The sequence below is a fragment of the Metabacillus crassostreae genome, assembly GCF_016908395.1.
GTDB lineage: Bacteria > Bacillota > Bacilli > Bacillales > Bacillaceae > Metabacillus > Metabacillus crassostreae.
Map to the genome: position 1 here is coordinate 73,204 of NZ_JAFBDU010000006.1, position 18,052 is coordinate 91,255.

17 protein-coding genes are annotated in these 18,052 nt (G+C 33.1%); 11 read left to right on the forward strand and 6 right to left on the reverse strand.

Annotated elements, in window-relative coordinates:
* Window positions 1-14: 14 nt before the first annotated feature.
* Complete coding sequence (locus tag JOC75_RS16905; protein ID WP_204955171.1) at window positions 15-1,865, reverse strand: transglycosylase domain-containing protein; 1,851 nt, start codon at window positions 1,863-1,865, stop codon at window positions 15-17.
* A gap of 390 nt (window positions 1,866-2,255) precedes the next feature.
* Between JOC75_RS16905 and kapD the strand changes: the two genes are divergently transcribed.
* The gene (gene kapD, locus JOC75_RS16910) at window positions 2,256-2,834 is read left to right on the forward strand and encodes a 3'-5' exonuclease KapD (RefSeq protein ID WP_204955334.1); all 579 of its coding nucleotides are present in this window, start codon (window positions 2,256-2,258) and stop codon (window positions 2,832-2,834) included.
* A gap of 162 nt (window positions 2,835-2,996) precedes the next feature.
* Here the strand turns inward: kapD and kapB are convergent, their stop codons facing one another.
* Window positions 2,997-3,383: a kinase-associated lipoprotein KapB gene (gene kapB, locus JOC75_RS16915; protein ID WP_204955172.1), complete on the reverse strand. Its 387-nt coding sequence runs from the start codon at window positions 3,381-3,383 to the stop codon at window positions 2,997-2,999.
* A 254-nt stretch (window positions 3,384-3,637) separates the two neighbouring features.
* Between kapB and JOC75_RS16920 the strand changes: the two genes are divergently transcribed.
* Together JOC75_RS16920 and JOC75_RS16925 are read left to right on the forward strand one after the other, a co-directional pair.
* Window positions 3,638-3,841, forward strand: a complete 204-nt coding sequence (locus JOC75_RS16920) for a hypothetical protein (RefSeq protein ID WP_239589540.1) — start codon at window positions 3,638-3,640, stop codon at window positions 3,839-3,841.
* A gap of 134 nt (window positions 3,842-3,975) precedes the next feature.
* The gene (locus JOC75_RS16925; RefSeq protein WP_204955173.1) at window positions 3,976-4,542 is read left to right on the forward strand and encodes a superoxide dismutase family protein; all 567 of its coding nucleotides are present in this window, start codon (window positions 3,976-3,978) and stop codon (window positions 4,540-4,542) included.
* A 26-nt stretch (window positions 4,543-4,568) separates the two neighbouring features.
* Here JOC75_RS16925 and JOC75_RS16930 read toward each other — a convergent pair whose 3' ends face one another.
* A complete protein-coding gene (locus JOC75_RS16930) occupies window positions 4,569-5,906 on the reverse strand; it encodes a sensor histidine kinase (RefSeq protein WP_204955174.1) in 1,338 nt (445 codons plus the stop codon).
* Window positions 5,907-6,459: 553 nt separating this feature from the next.
* A complete protein-coding gene (locus tag JOC75_RS16935) occupies window positions 6,460-7,635 on the reverse strand; it encodes a MalY/PatB family protein (RefSeq protein ID WP_338036601.1) in 1,176 nt (391 codons plus the stop codon).
* Between the two features lie 107 nt (window positions 7,636-7,742).
* On the opposite strand from JOC75_RS16935, the gene JOC75_RS16940 reads away from it, so the two are divergent.
* Complete coding sequence (locus JOC75_RS16940) at window positions 7,743-8,003, forward strand: DUF1871 family protein (protein ID WP_204955175.1); 261 nt, start codon at window positions 7,743-7,745, stop codon at window positions 8,001-8,003.
* 59 nt (window positions 8,004-8,062) lie between these two features.
* On the opposite strand, the gene JOC75_RS16945 is transcribed toward JOC75_RS16940, so the two are convergent.
* Window positions 8,063-8,899, reverse strand: a complete 837-nt coding sequence (locus JOC75_RS16945; RefSeq protein ID WP_204955176.1) for an alpha/beta fold hydrolase — start codon at window positions 8,897-8,899, stop codon at window positions 8,063-8,065.
* 346 nt (window positions 8,900-9,245) lie between these two features.
* On the opposite strand from JOC75_RS16945, the gene JOC75_RS16950 reads away from it, so the two are divergent.
* The 5 genes from JOC75_RS16950 (at window position 9,246) to yugI (ending at window position 14,071) form a co-directional block, all read left to right on the forward strand.
* Window positions 9,246-9,746: an Lrp/AsnC family transcriptional regulator gene (locus JOC75_RS16950; RefSeq protein WP_204955177.1), complete on the forward strand. Its 501-nt coding sequence runs from the start codon at window positions 9,246-9,248 to the stop codon at window positions 9,744-9,746.
* Complete coding sequence (locus tag JOC75_RS16955) at window positions 9,743-10,912, forward strand: aminotransferase (protein ID WP_204955178.1); 1,170 nt, start codon at window positions 9,743-9,745, stop codon at window positions 10,910-10,912. The genes JOC75_RS16950 and JOC75_RS16955 overlap by 4 nt, the downstream gene beginning before the upstream one ends.
* A 443-nt stretch (window positions 10,913-11,355) precedes the next feature.
* Entirely contained in the window at window positions 11,356-11,916 is a 561-nt protein-coding gene (locus JOC75_RS16960) for an RNA polymerase sigma factor (protein WP_204955179.1), read from the forward strand.
* Complete coding sequence (locus JOC75_RS16965) at window positions 11,909-13,534, forward strand: hypothetical protein (RefSeq protein WP_204955180.1); 1,626 nt, start codon at window positions 11,909-11,911, stop codon at window positions 13,532-13,534. The genes JOC75_RS16960 and JOC75_RS16965 overlap by 8 nt, the downstream gene beginning before the upstream one ends.
* A gap of 135 nt (window positions 13,535-13,669) precedes the next feature.
* Window positions 13,670-14,071 carry a S1 domain-containing post-transcriptional regulator GSP13 gene (yugI, locus tag JOC75_RS16970; RefSeq protein ID WP_146948197.1) on the forward strand — a complete coding sequence of 134 codons (402 nt, stop codon included), beginning with the start codon at window positions 13,670-13,672 and terminating at the stop codon, window positions 14,069-14,071.
* Window positions 14,072-14,547: 476 nt separating this feature from the next.
* Here yugI and JOC75_RS16975 read toward each other — a convergent pair whose 3' ends face one another.
* The gene (locus tag JOC75_RS16975; protein WP_204955181.1) at window positions 14,548-14,778 is read right to left on the reverse strand and encodes a DUF378 domain-containing protein; all 231 of its coding nucleotides are present in this window, start codon (window positions 14,776-14,778) and stop codon (window positions 14,548-14,550) included.
* Window positions 14,779-14,920: 142 nt separating this feature from the next.
* Here JOC75_RS16975 and JOC75_RS16980 point away from each other — a divergent pair, with 142 nt between their 5' ends.
* Together JOC75_RS16980 and JOC75_RS16985 are read left to right on the forward strand one after the other, a co-directional pair.
* Window positions 14,921-16,084, forward strand: a complete 1,164-nt coding sequence (locus JOC75_RS16980) for an iron-containing alcohol dehydrogenase (protein WP_204955182.1) — start codon at window positions 14,921-14,923, stop codon at window positions 16,082-16,084.
* 513 nt (window positions 16,085-16,597) lie between these two features.
* The gene (locus JOC75_RS16985) at window positions 16,598-17,950 is read left to right on the forward strand and encodes a glucose-6-phosphate isomerase (protein ID WP_204955183.1); all 1,353 of its coding nucleotides are present in this window, start codon (window positions 16,598-16,600) and stop codon (window positions 17,948-17,950) included.
* Window positions 17,951-18,052: the final 102 nt, after the last annotated feature.

An 18,052-nucleotide genomic window follows, 5' to 3' on the forward strand; every position in this document is an offset into this window, starting at 1 on the left:
AAGATTAGATTTATCTATTTCATGATTTCTTTCCATATAAGCATTTGTGGACCATTTGAATAGATCGAACTAACATTACCCTGTTCATCTTTGCCTACCCATACAGCTGCAGTATATTTGTCTGTTAATCCAGCAAACCACAAATCTTTATATTCATTTGATGTACCTGTTTTTCCACCAACATAACTGGAAGAAACATTTGCCTTTTGTCCTGTTCCACTTTTGACAACAGAAGCAAGCAAATCCTTCATTTGGTTATTCGTGGATTCCTTCCAAACTCGGACAGGCTCTTCGTTCCATTGATAAAGAGTTTTACCATTTAAATCTGTTATCTTTGTAATTGCATGGTTTTTATAATATAACCCGTTGTTTGCGAAGGTTGTATATGCATTTGTAAGCTCAAGTGGTGAAACACCGTAATCAAATCCTCCAATTGCAGCAGGAAGCTTATAATCTTCTTTCGTTACTTTACTAAATTGGAAAGGAGTTAAATATGAAAATCCTTTTTCTATACCAATTGAATCAAGCATTCGGACAGCTGCCGTATTGTATGAGTATTTTAATGCTGTTTCTAGTGTAACCATCCCATAGTTTCGTTCACTATAATTTTTCGGACAATATCCATTTTTACAAAACTCACTAGCGTCTATTTTAGAATTTGCTGTTGCTCCTGTAAGATCAATATAAGGCGCATAATCAAGAAGAGGCTTAATTGCAGAACCAGGATGTCGATATGCTTGATATGCTCTGTTAAAATCAAACTTTTCATATTTTTTTCCACCAGATAACGCAATGATCGTATGTGCTTGATGATCAATGACAGCGGCAGCTCCTTGAACTTCATCAAAGGGAAGATGCTTAGAAATCGATTCAGTGAGCTTATGCTGGAGATTTGTGTCTAAAGCAGTATGAATAATTATTCCATTGCTTACTATTTGGTTAACTTTTTCATCGATTTGGTTTTCAATTGTATCTTTGTTTTCTCCATCTTTCGTTCCTTTTAGATAACCTTCTTTTACTGATATTAATTGCTTTAATTCATGATGCACATATGTTACATAATCTGGTTGTGTGTCTGTGCGCTTCTTTATCGATAGCTTAATAGGAAAGTCAATGGCACTTTCCAACTCATCCTTAGAAATGACTCCATTACTATGAAGCATGTTAAGTAATCTTATTTGTCGTTCCTTAGTTGCATCAAAGTTTTTTATTGGATCATACATTGTCGGGTTATTTGGAATAGCACTTATGAATGCAAGTTGTGCTGTGTTTAGTTCTTGGATTTGTTTACTAAAGTAATAGGTAGAAGCTGTTCCAATGCCGTATGTTCCATTACTAAAATAAATTGCATTTAAATAGCCTTCAAGAATTTGTTCTTTCGTGAAGCTCTTTTCTATTTGGTAAGAATATAGAAGCTCACTTAGTTTACGGTTATAGGTTTGTTCATGTGTTAAATACACATTTCTTGCAAGCTGCTGAGTAATTGTACTAGCTCCTTGCTCAACAGATTGTGTTTTTGCATTAATAATTACAGCTCTTATCATTCCTTCAGCATCAAAACCAATATGTTCAAAAAAGCGTTGATCTTCAGATAAGATATATATGGTTTTTACTAGATCAGGAATATCTTCATATTTTGTAAAAATCCGATTTTGTTGTAATGATGTCATTTCTGAGATCAGTCTGCCATCGCGATCAAATATATAACTATTTTGGGCCAATTTCATCGAGTCTATTGGTATTTTCTCATCTAATACAGTACCTAATCCTTTTATAGCTTCTGATTCTTTGCCTGCAGCTAAACCGCATAAAAGGAACACAGGTACCATAAAAAGAACACAAAACCATCCAAATAAATTTCTCATGTTCTTCACATTCTTTCTAAAGTAAATAATTTTCTATTCCTATTGTACTATTTAATTTAAAAATGAAGCAGAAATTTTTTTCATTCATACATGTTACATTTTGGATATAGAGGTAGTTTACCATTTCATCATAGGTTCGTTTGAATGAATACGTTAAAATCTTAGAAATTAAGCCTAATTTATGATTCTGAAGAATATATTTTTAAGAGATAAATGTCGTGTAAAGATAAAAATAGTCAAGGGGTATTTCATTATTTTTTGAATATTTAAGTTCTTTCTCTGGCTACGATGATATAATAATAGAAACAAAATTTTCATCATATTTAGAAGGGAGGGACAGATAAGTTGGCAAATCTAGATCATTTATTGTTTATTGACTTTGAATTCACTATGCCAGAAGGAAAGTCTAATCCAAAAGGGTTTTACCCAGAAATAATTGAAGTAGGAATTGTTTCTGTTGTAAACCAAATAATACAAGACCAATACTCCTCATTTGTTAGACCGAACAACTTCCCAAAACTAACTGAACGTTGTAAAACCTTTCTACAAATCACTCAGGAAAGGATTGATAATGGAATAACCTTTAATGAGCTGATAAAGGTATTAGAGAATTATAATTATACCCAACCTGTCACAGTAATTACTTGGGGTAACATGGATATGAAGGTACTTCGTCAAAATTGTCAGATGAACAATTTAGAGTTTCCTTTCAATGGAAAATATAGAGATTTATCAATGGAGTATAAGAAGTTTTTTGGAGATCGTAATCAAACTGGCTTATGGAAAGCAGTCGAGGATTATGGTAAAAAAGCGACCGGAAAGCATCATTGTGCTTTGGATGATGCAATGACTACTTACAACTTATTTAAATTGGTTGAAGAAGATAAGAGGTACCTGCAAAAGCCTAGCCCACCAACCATAGGTGATAGAATTGACTTATCAAAGGTATTAAAGAACTATGCAACATAAACGTTTTCCAAGATAATACTATACTTGATACATTGCTATTACTTAGAAATATTAGAAACATCAACGTTTTAAAAAAACGTTTTACCTAAAAACCTTACTCAATAACAATATGTATCGACAAACAGTGTCGTATCTATTGTTATTGAGTAAGGTGTAATTATGTTAGCGTGCTGGAAAATAATCTTTTTCTAAATTCTCTATTTTTTTTAAGGATTCCGTTGCCCAAGGAGTAGCTTTTTCTGTAAGCTCAAGCTTACAAGTTGTGATGGCTTCCTTTAATGAATCATGATAATCAGGTATATCCTGTTCAAAAGGCTTTACCATTTGTTTAGGTATATTTGTTTGTTCATTTAAAGCTAATGCTCTTCGTTCGTGAAAGAATTGTACATCTACTTGTTTGGGGTTATGTAAATCACCTTGTTGTGGATGCTTTAAAACAGCTTTAACTTTAACTAAATAATGAGCAGGACGAATATCTGTAACCTCGCCAATATACTTCCCAGTTTTATAGATTCCTGTGACGATATCACCAATTTTTATTTCTTCCATTAAATTCAGCACCTCTTTCCCTTTTCTTTTTTAATGCTGTTATATTAGTTCCTTGTGGTATTGAAGCGAAGGAGGAACGTGCTTGTTGTTTTACCTCGCTGCCCTTGCATAATATACACTCTTATATACTACCATGAGGAACTGTAAAACGTAATGTATGAACGTTTTATGGAATTTTAGATTTAGACCTTTAATAGACTAGTGATTCTGATAAAAACTTGCTATAGTATGTACAAAGAAAGGTCGTGAGTTATTTGGAACTATACATTCCACTTATAGGTTTATTTTTATATTTTCCAGAAGATAAGTCCGAATATTTGCCAGCCGCAATAACGATGGGTGTCTTTACAATCTTGGCTATTTTTGCATTTCGATATATTGTGAAATTATCAAAAAAAGAACAAGGTCAAGTTGATGATCTTATTAAACAAGCTAATGAAAAGAAAGACAGCAAGTGATCAATAGGAGTGTAGACAAAGTATCCTTTAGATCACTTTTAGCTGAGTATAGATAAATTCTTATAATATCCTGCATAAAAACAATTAAATATACAAAAAATACCCTTTAGCCAACATATTAAATGGAGGGTATTATGAAACGTAACTTATTATTGTTATTTCTTATTTCTTTCATCTTAGCAGGCTGTATGGAGAAAGAAATCACAAAAATGGAAGTCGAAATGTTTAATCCTGCTGGTGATTCTCTAGGAACTATTAAAGTTGATGAAGTATCTGAAGGTGTTGAGTTAACTGTTTTACTAGAAGGCCTTCCTCCGGGAGAGCATGGGTTGCATATCCATGAAAAAGGAACATGCAAAGCACCAGATTTTAAAAGTGCTGGAAATCATTTTAATCCTGATGAATCTATGCATGGGTTATTACATCCAGAAGGAGCACATGCTGGAGATCTTCCAAATATAATTGCTGAAGATGGTAAGGTGGATGCTCAATTGCAAGCTCCTCAATTGACTTTAAAAAGTGGGAAGAAGAACTCTCTTTTAAGAGTAGAAGGAACAAGCATTGTGATAACTGAAGGTAAAGATGATGGTATGACACAGCCATCAGGTGATTCAGGAGCTCGTATTGCTTGTGGAGAAATTACTGAAGAAGAAGCAAAAAGAGAAGACAAAAAAGAAGTAACTCCTCCTGAAGAGGAATAAAAAAGCAAAAAAACAGGTTAACTGATTTAACTACCAAGTTGACCTGTTTCTTTTTTATCAAAATGCTGATTAGAAGTTATTAATAGATTTTCCTTAAACAAAGGTAAGGTAACGATTGCACAAGTACCTTTGTTTAGTTCACTATGATATCGAATAGTACCACCATGATTTTTTAGTATCGAATATGTAACAGTTAAACCAAGACCTGTGCCCGTTTCTTTTAACGTATAATAAGGCTCGCCAAGCCTTGCAATTTGATCTTTTGTCATTCCAATTCCATTGTCCGTTATTTTCACAATAATGTTTTCCTCTTTTAAAATTGTTTTTACTGTTACTAAACCTCCAGCTTCAGGAACTGCTTCTATTGAATTTTTCATGATATTTATAAACACCTGTTTTAATTTTGTTTCATCACCAAATACATAAATATGATCATCAATATTATAATCAAATGTTACTGCTTTAAAGTTTGCATATGAAGTTAAAAGTATCGTTAAATCTCTTAATGTATTTGTAAGATGTATTTTTTCTTTCGATATGTAATCCTTACCAGCTAAACTTAAATAATCAGTTATAATAGATTGTGCACGATCAAGCTCTGAAATGACTAGATCCATATATTCTTTCCTCTGAATGATGTTTGTATCTGTTGAATTGCCAATCAGCTGAATAAAGCCTCTTACAACAGTTAAAGGATTTCGAACTTCATGGGCAACACTTGCTGCCAGCTCACTAACTATTGAGAGTTTTTCTGCTTTTACTAGTTCATTTCGCAATAAAGCATTTTCTCTCATATATTCAATCAAATAGATGGCAATCATTAAAATGAAAGTTAATATAATAATAGACACACTGAGAGTTACTAAGTTTACTACTGAAGTATGATAAAAGTTTAAAGCGCTTACAATAGTGAAGCTAGATAATGCAATTACTAATATATAAACCCCGTATAGAAATGATGAAAATAACTTTTGTTTGATTCGCTTTTTATGCCAATTTTTCTTCATTGAGATCGAGTAAATTGAATAAGCTAAAATAAACAATAAGAAATGAAACCATTGGAAGTTAAGGGAATGGATTAAATAAGCAAAGGTTGTTAAAAGTGTTAAAAAGCCTGCTAAATTCCCAGCATATACAAAGCTAATAAAAAGTGGAATTGCTTGAAGGTTAAAGACTATGCCATCAACTATTTCAATCGGCCATATGATACATAATAAAGAAGAAGTGGCAGTACTTATTGTTATAATCACTTTATTTGGCTTAAGTACATGTGAAGGATCTTTACTTAACCAAAATAGATGGTAACTAAAGATAGGGAATAATATAAATGCTACTTGTAAAAAGATATCTTTTATTAAATCCATTCAAAGGTCACCACTTTATAGATTAGTCCCCTAATTATATCACCAGTTTATGCCAAAATCCTCAATTTTTTAATAAAATTTTACAGTAATCGAGCTATTAAAGTGAGATGTTCATTTCAAGCAATTTTTTTAGTGAAGTAAAGGGTATTAATTACTTTTTTAAGAAGTGTCAAATATTCAAAATCAATATATCTGTTAAATACATGAAATAGAAGGCTGGGACATAATTAAAGATGTTATAAAAAAACGAATAAATCTAAATTCAGTTAAGTTGAAAGAAACAAGTTCGTTCCATTGCGCTGCAGACAAAAGATTCACCGTGGAGGAAGCTAAGCCTCTGCACCCGCAGGAGTCAAATGTCTTCCGCTCCATTCACTAGCTCTTAAAAAAAGTATGCAAAATCAAGAAAACTATTGAAGACAGCAAATAAAAACCCGAAAAATTAGGCGAATAATTAATTGAAATATCTCCTAAATATATCGGGTTTATCATTAGCTTAAATACTTATGTCCCAGTCTCGCATAAAAGAATAAAATATACTATTTCAAAACGATTAATATTCTTTAAATGCAGTTACTAGCCTATCTAATCCATCCATTATTGTTGTCCTTGAACACGCAATATTCATTCTTAGAAAGCCTGCTCCATTTTCACCGAATTTAGATCCAGGTTCTAAGGCTAATTTACCTTTCTTTAGTAAAAGGTCTTTAAGTTCATCATCTGTTTTACCTAGTGCTCTTGCGTCTAACCAGATCAAGTAAGTAGATTCAGGTCTCATTACTTTAATATTTGGTAAATGCGTTTTTATGTGTTCTTCAATTGTAATGACATTTCCTTCTAAATATTCTAAAAGTTCATTTAGCCATTTTTCTCCGTACGTATAGGCTGCTTCCATTGCTTCTTGCCCTAGTGTATTGATCATCATAAGACCAAATTTTTGTTTCACTTCATTGTATTTTTTTTTTAGTGAATCGTTAGTGATGAGTGCTACTGAAGCTTGAAGACCTGCTAGATTAAATGTTTTACTAGGTGCAATAAAGGTTATTGTTTGATTGGCTATTTGCTCATTAATGGATGCAATTGGTGTATATTTACTGTTAAATAATAATAAATCAGAGTGAATATCATCAGATAAAATGAGTACATTGTGTTTTACACAAAGATTACCTATTTTCGTTAGTTCTTCTTTACTCCATACTCGACCACTAGGGTTATGTGGATTACATAAAATAAATAATTTTGTTTGGGGATCAGATAACTTTTCCTCTAAATCGGCAAAATTGATATCATAACGAAAATTATTATCTAAATGAAGATGGTTATAAAGAACTTCTCGATTATGTTTTTTAGTAATCTCGAAAAACGGATAATAAACAGGTGATTGAACAACAACTTTGTCTTGTTCAGAAGTGAATGCTTCAATTGCCAAGCTAATGGCAGTAACGATACCTGGGCTATATGTAATGATTTTTGGGTCGATATCCCAACTATGACGATTTTTAACCCACTCTTGAATAGCTTTTTCCATACTTGTGCCAGACATTGTATATCCAAAGATTCCATGATCAACACGTGAATGGAGGACATCAATAATTTCATCAGGAGCTTGAAAGTCCATATCGGCAACCCACATTGGCAGGACTTCATCTACTCCAAAGATGTTTTTTGAAAAATCCCATTTTACAGAGTTAGTGTTTTTACGATTGATTACTTTATCAAAACGATTCACACGAACCACTCCTTTGATTAAAAATTTGCTTGAATCGTCAATTACTACTTCCATCATAAGTGTGTTACAATGGCAGTGCAAAAAATAAGATCATAAAGGTGAAAAAAATGGATGCACAGCACACTAATATTAAATTAATGGAACTATTATTACAGTGGGATCCATTAGGCTATGGTGAAGGAAGCTATGAAACAGAAGTCGTTGATGTGTTGCAAGCAGTTTATGCATATGAAGAGGTTAAGCAGCTTGCTAGAAAAATACAAGCTATCTATGAGTTTTCATTTGAAGAAGTTATTCCTTTACAGATATGTGAAGATCTAGCTGTAAAGCTCTTTACTATAAAAGATAATTCAAGTTGTGAAATATAAGTAGTTATTAAGGAGAAAAAGGCAAGATGTATACTTAATGTTACATTTTGCCTTAAGAATCATTGAGCTTGAAAGATGAAGTTTCCAATTTTGTCTGATACATGCTCTGGTTTTTCCTCTGGAACAAGATGACCAGTATGTTTAAAAGACACAAATGATGAATTAGGTAAATCTTTTTTCAATCTTTCTCCAATTTGTATAGGTACGACTTTATCTTCGTTTCCCCAGATTAGCAAACTTGGCTGTTCAATTAATTTTAGTTCTTCAGCTGGAAGGTCTCCCTCATGATCACGAATCATTCTATTTAATGCCATAAAAATTCGATCATCTGTAAATGGTTCCATATAACCATCCATCATTTCTTGATCAATCAGACTTTGATCATGAACCACATTATTTAAATTTTTTAGAATGCCTTGACTAGCTAGCCAATGCTTAATACATAAATAAAAATAAGGAACATAGGAACCAAATTTAAGGGTGGGGCTAACACCCTTCGTGTAACCTGCACTACATAAAAGAACAACCTTCTCAAATAAATCTGGTCGTTGTTTTGCAGCATTCAATGAAACTTGTCCACCCATGGAATGTCCAACAAGATATGCCTTTGAGATCTGTAAAGCTTGGGTTAGCTCAATGACAACTCTGGCCATATTTGTGTAAGAATGAACAAATTTTGTGGATTTTTCAGTTTTACCAAATGGCGGTAGATCAATAGCTAAAATGGTGAAATCCTTTTCTAATAAAGGAATAATTTTACGAAAGCTGAAGCTAGAGGATAGAAATCCATGAATTAATACAATCACAGGATTTAGACGATCCCGCTCATACACTTCATAATGAACGTTAACACCAAGAATGTTCATTTTACTGCAATAAAAATGACCTTTTTCCATAAACATTCACTCCATTATATATATATAAATTTGTCCTTATGATAAAATGTTGATTTAGTCAAATTAATCTATTTCTTTCATATGCTTTTTATTTTACCAGAGCGAGGTATTTGTAAGGGATATTGAGACTAAAATGAAGTAAGGGATATCAAGGTGGACTTGGTCGTTCGTTCGATAAACATTTAAATTAACATAAACAATGAGGTTAAAAGTTTCTTTTATTTTGACCGAAAAATGTTAATTTACACATGTAAAATCTACCCGTATTTCTTTAAGTGAAACATATGAAAAACGAGTTATTAGGTGTTATAATTATCTGAAGATTTAAAAAGTAGGAGTGTTGGCAATGAAGTTTAGCGAAAAAGAAGTTGAGATATTAGAAATTCTGGAGGACGACTGTCGATTGTCTGCAGATCAAATAGCAAAAATGATTGACTTATCTGAGTCTGAGACAAAAGAAATAATCCGAAATCTTGAAGATCAAAGAATAATTGTTGATTATACAGCACAAGTCAATTGGCGCAAAGTAGATGGCCATGAAGGTGTTAAAGCCATGATTGATGTGAAAGTCCAACCAAAACGTGGCGTAGGCTTTGATGATATTGCTAGCCGTATCTATCGTTTTAAAGAAGTGAAATCTGTTTATTTAATGTCAGGAGCATATGATCTTTCTGTTATTATTGAAGGAAAATCAATGTCAGATATAGCTCACTTTGTTTCTGAAAGGCTTTCAACGCTAGATTCTGTATTATCAACTACAACTCATTTTATCTTAAAGAAATATAAACATGATGGCACTATATTTGAACAAGATGATGAGGATAAGCGGATTGTGGTGTCACCATGATTGAGCCCTCTCATTACATCTCTAAAACAGTAAAGGATTTAAAGCCATCAGGAATTAGAAAGTTTTTTGATTTAGCTGCAAGCATGGAAGGTGTCATTTCATTAGGTGTAGGAGAGCCAGACTTTGTTACACCATGGTCTGTTAGAGAAGCATCTATTCTTTCTCTTGAACAAGGCTTTACGTCTTATACGGCTAATGCTGGTTTATTGGAGCTAAGAGAAGAGATTGCATATTATTTACAAGGAAAAGCAAAAGTCTCTTACAATCCAAAGGAAGAAATATTAGTAACCGTTGGTGCAAGTCAGGCACTTGATGTTGCATTAAGAGCAATTGTAAATCCAGGTGATGAAGTAATAGTAATTGAACCTAGCTTTGTATCTTATTCTTCTTTAATTTCATTAGCGGGTGGTGTCCCAGTTTCAGTACAAACAAGTGGTGAAATGGAGTTTAAACTGCAGCCAGCTGAACTAGAAAAAGCTATTACTGAGAAAACGAAAGCAATTATTTTATGCTCACCAAGTAATCCAACTGGAACAGTACTTGAACATGAAGAGCTTGTAAAAATTGCTGAAATCATTGAGAAGCATGATCTGCTTGTTATATCAGATGAGATTTATGCTGAGTTAACATATGATCATGAGTATTCTAGCTTTGTATCAATTGATGGTATGGCTGAAAGAACGATTCTTGTTTCCGGGTTTTCAAAGGGCTTTGCTATGACAGGCTGGAGATTAGGATATATCGCTGCTCATAAGGATTTTCTAAGTGAAATGTTGAAAATTCATCAATATTCAATGATGTGTGCACCTACTATGGCACAATATGCAGCTATTGAAGCAATGAAAAATGGTCGAGAAGATGTTCTTTATATGAAAAAGAAATACAAACAACGAAGAAATTTAGTTGTAAGTGCTCTTAATGAAATGGATTTAACATGTCATGTACCTGGTGGAGCATTTTATGTATTTCCTTCAATAAAGAAAACAAATCTAACGTCAGAAGAATTTGCTGAGCAGCTTCTTCTAGAAGAAAAGGTAGCTGTTGTACCAGGCAATGTTTTTGGTGATAGTGGTGAAGGCTATATTCGATGTTCTTATGCATCTTCTTTAGAACAGTTACAGGAAGCATTAAGAAGAATGCAAAGATTCGTAGAAAATAAAATTTAAAAAAGCTGACCAATAAAGGTCAGCCAAATATAGAGAAACAAAAGGGGGGGATACTAAAAAGCCTTATGCTTTTATTATTCCCCTTTTTTGCTTGTATAAACATAGCTTCTTGCATAATTTCTTCTTTTATTGATTTTTCTCCTAATGAATAACTACCTCATAGAAATAATGAACATAACCAACGAATTGTGTGATGAACAATTCTCAGACCATACTAATATGAAACAAACTTCAATTAACATTCGTTATATATTTTGAGATGTTTTTCGTAAACTTTGTTGTTTTTATATTCATATTTAGAAAACAGCACTGTATAAAGTCTAGTGGCATCTTTTCTTCTTAACATAGTCATTTTTTATGATAAAAAATTGTTACTAAAAGGAAATTTAGGTTTAGCAACAATCCTTCAGAAAAGAGCCTAAAAAAGAGGAGGGTAGAAAAAAATGAATGAAGAAAACTTAATAAAAAAAGCTAAGCAAGGGAATATTGTCGCATTTCAACAATTAGTAGAATTACATTATCCCACTGTTGAAAGGTTTGCCTATCAATTAGGAAATAAACATGAAGAAATCGAGGATATCACACAAGAAGTATTTATTCGTGTTTATCGATTTCTCGACCAGTTTACAAAGGCAAAGTTTTCAACATGGTTATATAAAATTACACTTAATGTCACAAGAGACTTTGCTAGAAAAAGACAATCAAACATTCGTAAAGTGTTTAAAATACAACAGGATTTTCGCAATGATGATTACCCAGAAATAGAGTCAAAGATCATTAAGAATGAAGAAGATCGGATATTGCACTTATCAATACAAAGATTGGATGAAAAATACCGGATACCAATTGTTTTGTTTTATTTTCATGATAAAAAGTATGATGAAATCTCTGAAATCATGTCAATTAACATTTCGACTGTTAAAACGAGAATCCTGCGTGGAAAAACACAATTAAAAAAAATGATGGAAGAGGTTATAAAGAAGGAAGGTGACATACATGGATGATAAAATATTTGAAGAACGAATGGATAGTTTGAAGAGTTCATATGAAAAATTACAGCCTGTTTCTTCTGTTGATCATATTATTAATAATGTAAAGCAAACGGAGCTTCCAAAGCGGAAAAAAATATTTCCCCTAACATATGTAGCATCTTTTATAGGTGTTTTATTAATAGCTGGAATTTTGGGTACACAGCTAATATCTCAATCCAATAAAAGCAGTGGTGAAAAGTCACCATCAATTGAAAATCAAACCGTTTCAGCAACAGATATAGAAGATTCAATAAATGAAGTCAGAGGCTTGTATGAAAGAAATCTTGATGTACTAAAAGAAAAGCTACAATTTGATGATGTTGAACAATATAGTTTTGTACAAGAAGCTAAGAATACAGTAGAGAGCTTTGAAGAAAGAAAGGAATATTCCTCACGTGCAGAACTTCAAAATTATACAGAAAACGTGAAAAATATCATCTCTTTAAGAGTATCAATGCCTAATGAAGAAATGGAAATTTTAAAAGAAAGAGCAAAAAATGATAAAAAAATAGATGAAACACAACTAATCAGTTATTTAATTAAAATGGAGCTACTCAAGGAACGATTTAACGAAAAATGGTTTAATTTAAGGCAGCTACCAACTGAAGGGAACTTAGTAGAATATGTGGATAAGCTAAATAAACAAGAAGTTGAAAATGGATCTGATGACTATCTAAATCTAATTAAAACTCTTAGAGAAAATGGATATCGTTTTATTTTTATTACAGAAGGTGAAGGTCAAATTGATTTAACAATAGACCATCAAAAAATATTAGATACATTCAAAGATATGCTTAGTAATCAACTAATAGCTTACCTACAATATAAAAAAGAAGTCATTGAACAAGGAACTGTCTTAGGTTTAACTCAAGAACAATTAGCATCCCGTATTATAAAATTAGAGGAGACTATCATTGCCCATCCTAATTTCGAGAAAAATGATGACCTAAAAATGGAATACCAAAAACACCTTTTACATTTTATACAATATAGTGATGAGGAGAGTATGAAGGATTTTGTAAGTGATTATCCAAAATCCTTATCTGCAAAACAAGTGGACGAATTTTTAAATGGAAATGAAAATGATGAGTTTGTTTCTGGTCAAGAAATGAGAGAAAGCATTAGTGCTAAAATATCACCAGAGCTAAAAGCGATTTCAGAAAACAATGTGCAATTACTTCCACTAACAGATTCTTTGGAGGCAGTTTATCAGGAGTATAAAAATACACGTAATGATGAAATTCTTGAAGGACCCTTTTTAGGTACTGAAAGCGCAATAGAAGTCTCAATTGCACGTCTGTATATGTATGCTGTTGAAAATAAAGATTATGAAACAGCTTTTTATCTAACTTACGATGGGGAAGCTTCAGAAAGACCAGATTTAGAACGATTTATAAGTGAAATGGCACAATCGACAACCAATTATCAAGATCTATCAAATAAAGTAATCAAAGTCAGTACAACATATAAGGAAAATGGTAGATTAATCGAGCACACATTTACTACAAAAGATGGAGAATCCATTATATTCAATATGAAACGAAACAATGAATATGAAAAGGTTAGAGTTGAATATACTCCATTTCCATAAAGCGACGTCTTTGATCGTTGCTTTTTTGGTTATACTATATTTGAAAAGATATTTTTGAAAAAAATGAAAAACTGTGATATAATTTTATATTGCGTATAAATAGACATTTAATATAAGAAAATTAGGAGTGTTATTATGACAACAAAGTACGAAATAGGCAGTGTTCATACAGGAAAAGTAACAGGAATTCAACCATACGGAGCGTTTGTTGCACTTGATGAAGAAACTCAAGGATTAGTTCATATTTCTGAAATTACTCACGGTTTCGTAAAAGATGTTAACGAACATTTAAATGTAAATGATGAAGTGCAAGTGAAAGTTCTTTCTATTGATGATAAATCTGGAAAAATCAGTTTATCAATTCGTGCTACTCAAGAAGCACCAGTAGAAGAAAAGAAAGAAGCTGCGCCAAGAAAACCTAAGAAGCGTCAAGCTACAGTGAAAGCTGAAACAGAAACTCCACAAGGCTTCAATACATTAAAAGACAAGTTAGAAGAGTGGATCGAGCAATCTAAGCGTGAAGAAGTAAAGAAATAATCTACTGATGAAAAGAAAAAGGTGATCGCATTGCGCGATCACCTTTTTTCTTTTCTTTTGTTTATTTACATGATGATAATGGCCATTTCAGAGCCTAACCCTCGAGTTATAAGCCACTCAGGAATTTAAGACAAAATACGTCTCCTATTCCTAAGCGTCTTAAGCTTGTCGGGGAACAGGCGCTTCCGCTTTTCATTTGTCTAGCTCCAGGCGCCTTCCGCTTTTCGTATTGTCTAGCTACAGCGCCTAGCCCTCGAGTCATAATCCAAAAAGGAATTGAAGGTAAAGTGCACCTTCTATTCCTTTTCGTCTTAAGCTTGTCGGGGCTAAACAGGCGCTTCCGCTTTTCGTTTGTCTAGCTCCAGGCGCCATCGGCTCGAGTCATAAGTCAAATAGGAATTGAAGGCAAAGAGCGCCTTCTATTCCTATTCGCCTTATGCTTGTCGCCGATAAACGGGCGCCTTCCGCTTTTCGTATTACCTAGCTTCTGGGCGTGGTTCTCTTGCTACTTCTTCAGATGGTTTGAATAGTAATCCTAGGTTGATTAAACCAGCAATTCCAACAAGGCCATAGATGATTCGGGATAGTCCTGATTCTTGGCCACCGAAGATAGCTGCAACTAAATCGAATTGGAAAAATCCGATTAGTCCCCAGTTAATCGCCCCTATTATTGTAAGTACAAGTGCTATACGTTGAATTGCGCTCAATTTTACAACCTCCTTAGTTGATAACTACATTTTTATGATGTGAAGTTAAGTCAAAACTATTCATAGAAAATTTCACTTAAAAGCACTTTTCTTTACAAGTATTATTGAAATCTACATAATCTATAGATGGAGGCGATATAAAATGGAAAACTTTACATACTTTAACCCAACAAAATTAATATTCGGAAAAGACCAAGTAGGACAATTGAAAAATGAGGTACCTAAGTTTGGTGAAAAAGTTCTGATCGTTTATGGTGGTGGCAGTATAAAAAGAAATGGTCTCTATGATCAAGTTATTAACGTTTTAAGAGAAAAAAATCTTCAACTTTTTGAATTAGCTGGAGTTGAGCCAAATCCAAGGTTATCAACTGTTCATCGTGGAGTTCAATTATGTAAAGAAGAGGAAATTGATTTTATTTTAGCAGTTGGTGGAGGAAGTGTAATTGATTGCACAAAAGCTATTGCTGCTGGAGCTAAATATGATGGTGATGCTTGGGACATTGTGACAAAAAAACATATACCAACAGATGCGCTGCCATTTGGAACTGTTTTAACACTTGCTGCTACAGGTTCTGAAATGAATTCTGGCTCTGTTATTACTAATTGGGAAACAAAAGAAAAGTATGGATGGGGTAGTCCACTAACATTCCCTAAATTTTCTATATTAGATCCTGTTAATACATTCACGGTTCCTCAAGATCAAACGGTTTATGGAATGGTTGATATGATGACACATGTTTTTGAACAGTATTTTCATCATACAAAAAATACACCATTACAGGATCGTTTTTGTGAATCCTTATTAAGAACAGTAATTGAAACCGCACCAAAATTAATAGAAGATCTCGAGAATTATGAGCTCCGTGAAACCATTTTGTATTCTGGAACAATCGCGTTAAATGGTCAACTACAGATGGGGTACAGAGGTGATTGGGCAAGTCACAATATTGAGCATGCTGTTTCAGCTGTTTATGACATTCCACATGCTGGTGGTCTAGCCATTATTTTCCCAAATTGGATGAAGCATAATATAGATGAAAATATTTCACGTTTTGTTCAATTAGCGGTTAACGTATTTGATGTTGACACAACTGGAAAAGATGAGAAGACAATTGCTTTAGAAGGAATTGAAAAACTACGAGAATTTTGGAGTAGTATTGGAGCCCCAAGTCGATTGAAAGATTATAATATAAATGATGAAAATATAGATTTAATGGCAGATAAGGCTATGGTGAATGGTCCATTTGGTAATTTTAAAGCTCTTCAAAAAGAAGATGTTGTGGCTATATTAAAAGCTTCACTTTAAATTAGAAGGGACTAGGACATAAGTATTAATGATAAACCCGAATTATTAGGTGATGTTTTAATTAATTCTTCGCCAATAGTTCGGGTATTTATTTGCTTTTGCATACTATTTATAAAAACTAGTGGAATGGAGTGGAAGACGCTAGGGCACCTACGGGAATAGAGGAAAGGGCTGAGACCCACAGGCGTAGCCGCGGAGGCTCAGCTTCCTCCCCGGCGAATGGAGTGTCTGTAGCGCAATGAAACGAACTTATATTTCATCTTAACTGATTAATAAAAAACATTATTAAATATTTAAGAATAATTTAACTATGTCACCTTCTTTTACTTTAGCAGGTAAATTAGAGCGTACTTTATGTGTTTTAGTTCACTATAGTATTATTTAATAAACCTTATTACAAATTAATATAGCGTTTAACGCGTATACATTATCAACTTTGCTTGATTTAAAGGACTAGTTTAGATAAAGTGATAATAGCGATAAGTTCAAGATGAAAATGGAGGGAAATGTAAAATGACACATGTACGTTTTGATTACTCAAATGCATTATCTTTTTTTAGTGAGCATGAAGTTACATACTTGCGCGACTTTGTAAAAGTTGCACATCATTCTATTCACGAACAAACAGGTGCTGGAAGTGACTTCTTAGGATGGGTGGATTTACCGAAAAACTATGATAAAGAAGAGTTCTCACGTATCCAAAAAAGTGCAGCAAAAATTAAATCAGATTCAGAGGTTCTTCTAGTTATCGGAATTGGTGGATCATATTTAGGTGCTCGAGCAGCAATCGAAATGTTAAACCATTCTTTTTATAATTCATTATCAAAAGAGCAAAGACAAGCTCCTCAGGTTATTTTTGTTGGAAACAACATTAGCTCTACATATATGAAAGATCTTCATGATTTATTAGAAGGAAAAGATTTCTCAATCAATGTTATTTCAAAGTCTGGAACAACTACAGAACCAGCGTTAGCTTTCCGTATTTTCCGTAAACTTCTTGAAGAAAAATATGGCAAGTCAGAAGCTAAACAACGTATTTATGCAACAACAGATAAAGCACGTGGAGCTCTAAAAACACTTGCAACAGAAGAAGGCTATGAATCATTTATCATTCCTGACGATGTTGGTGGTCGATTCTCAGTGTTAACAGCAGTAGGATTGCTACCAATTGCAGTTACAGGTGTTGATATTGAGGCAATGATGAATGGAGCTGCTGTGGCTAGCGATGATTTTGGTAAATCTGAATTAGAAGAAAATCCAGCATACCAATATGCAGCTGTTCGAAATGTTCTTTATAATAAAGGGAAAACAATTGAAATGCTTATAAATTATGAGCCAGGACTTCAATATTTCTCTGAATGGTGGAAGCAATTATTTGGAGAAAGTGAAGGTAAAGACCAAAAAGGAATTTATCCTTCATCAGCAAACTTTTCTACAGATCTTCATTCACTAGGTCAATATGTTCAAGAAGGTCGTCGTGATCTATTTGAAACAGTGATTAATGTTGAAAATCCACGTCACGAGTTATTTGTGGAATCAGAAGAAAATGATCTAGATGGCTTAAATTATCTAACTGGTAAATCAGTTGATTTTGTTAATAAAAAGGCATTCCAAGGAACAATGCTTGCACATACTGATGGTGGAGTTCCAAACCTAGTTGTGACTATCCCAGAAATGGATGCTTATACATTCGGATATTTAGCTTATTTCTTTGAAAAAGCTTGTGCAATGAGTGGATATCTATTAGGAGTTAATCCATTTGATCAACCAGGTGTTGAAGCTTATAAAGTAAATATGTTTGCTTTACTAGGTAAACCTGGATTTGAAGAGAAAAAAGCAGAACTTGAAAAACGATTAGAAAAATAATTCTTTAGGGACCAACATCACGATGTGGTCCCTTTAGCTTTTTTACCTGATTTCACTTAAAAACCCCTTTTAAGAATGCATTCTTAGATAATAGGAAAAGCT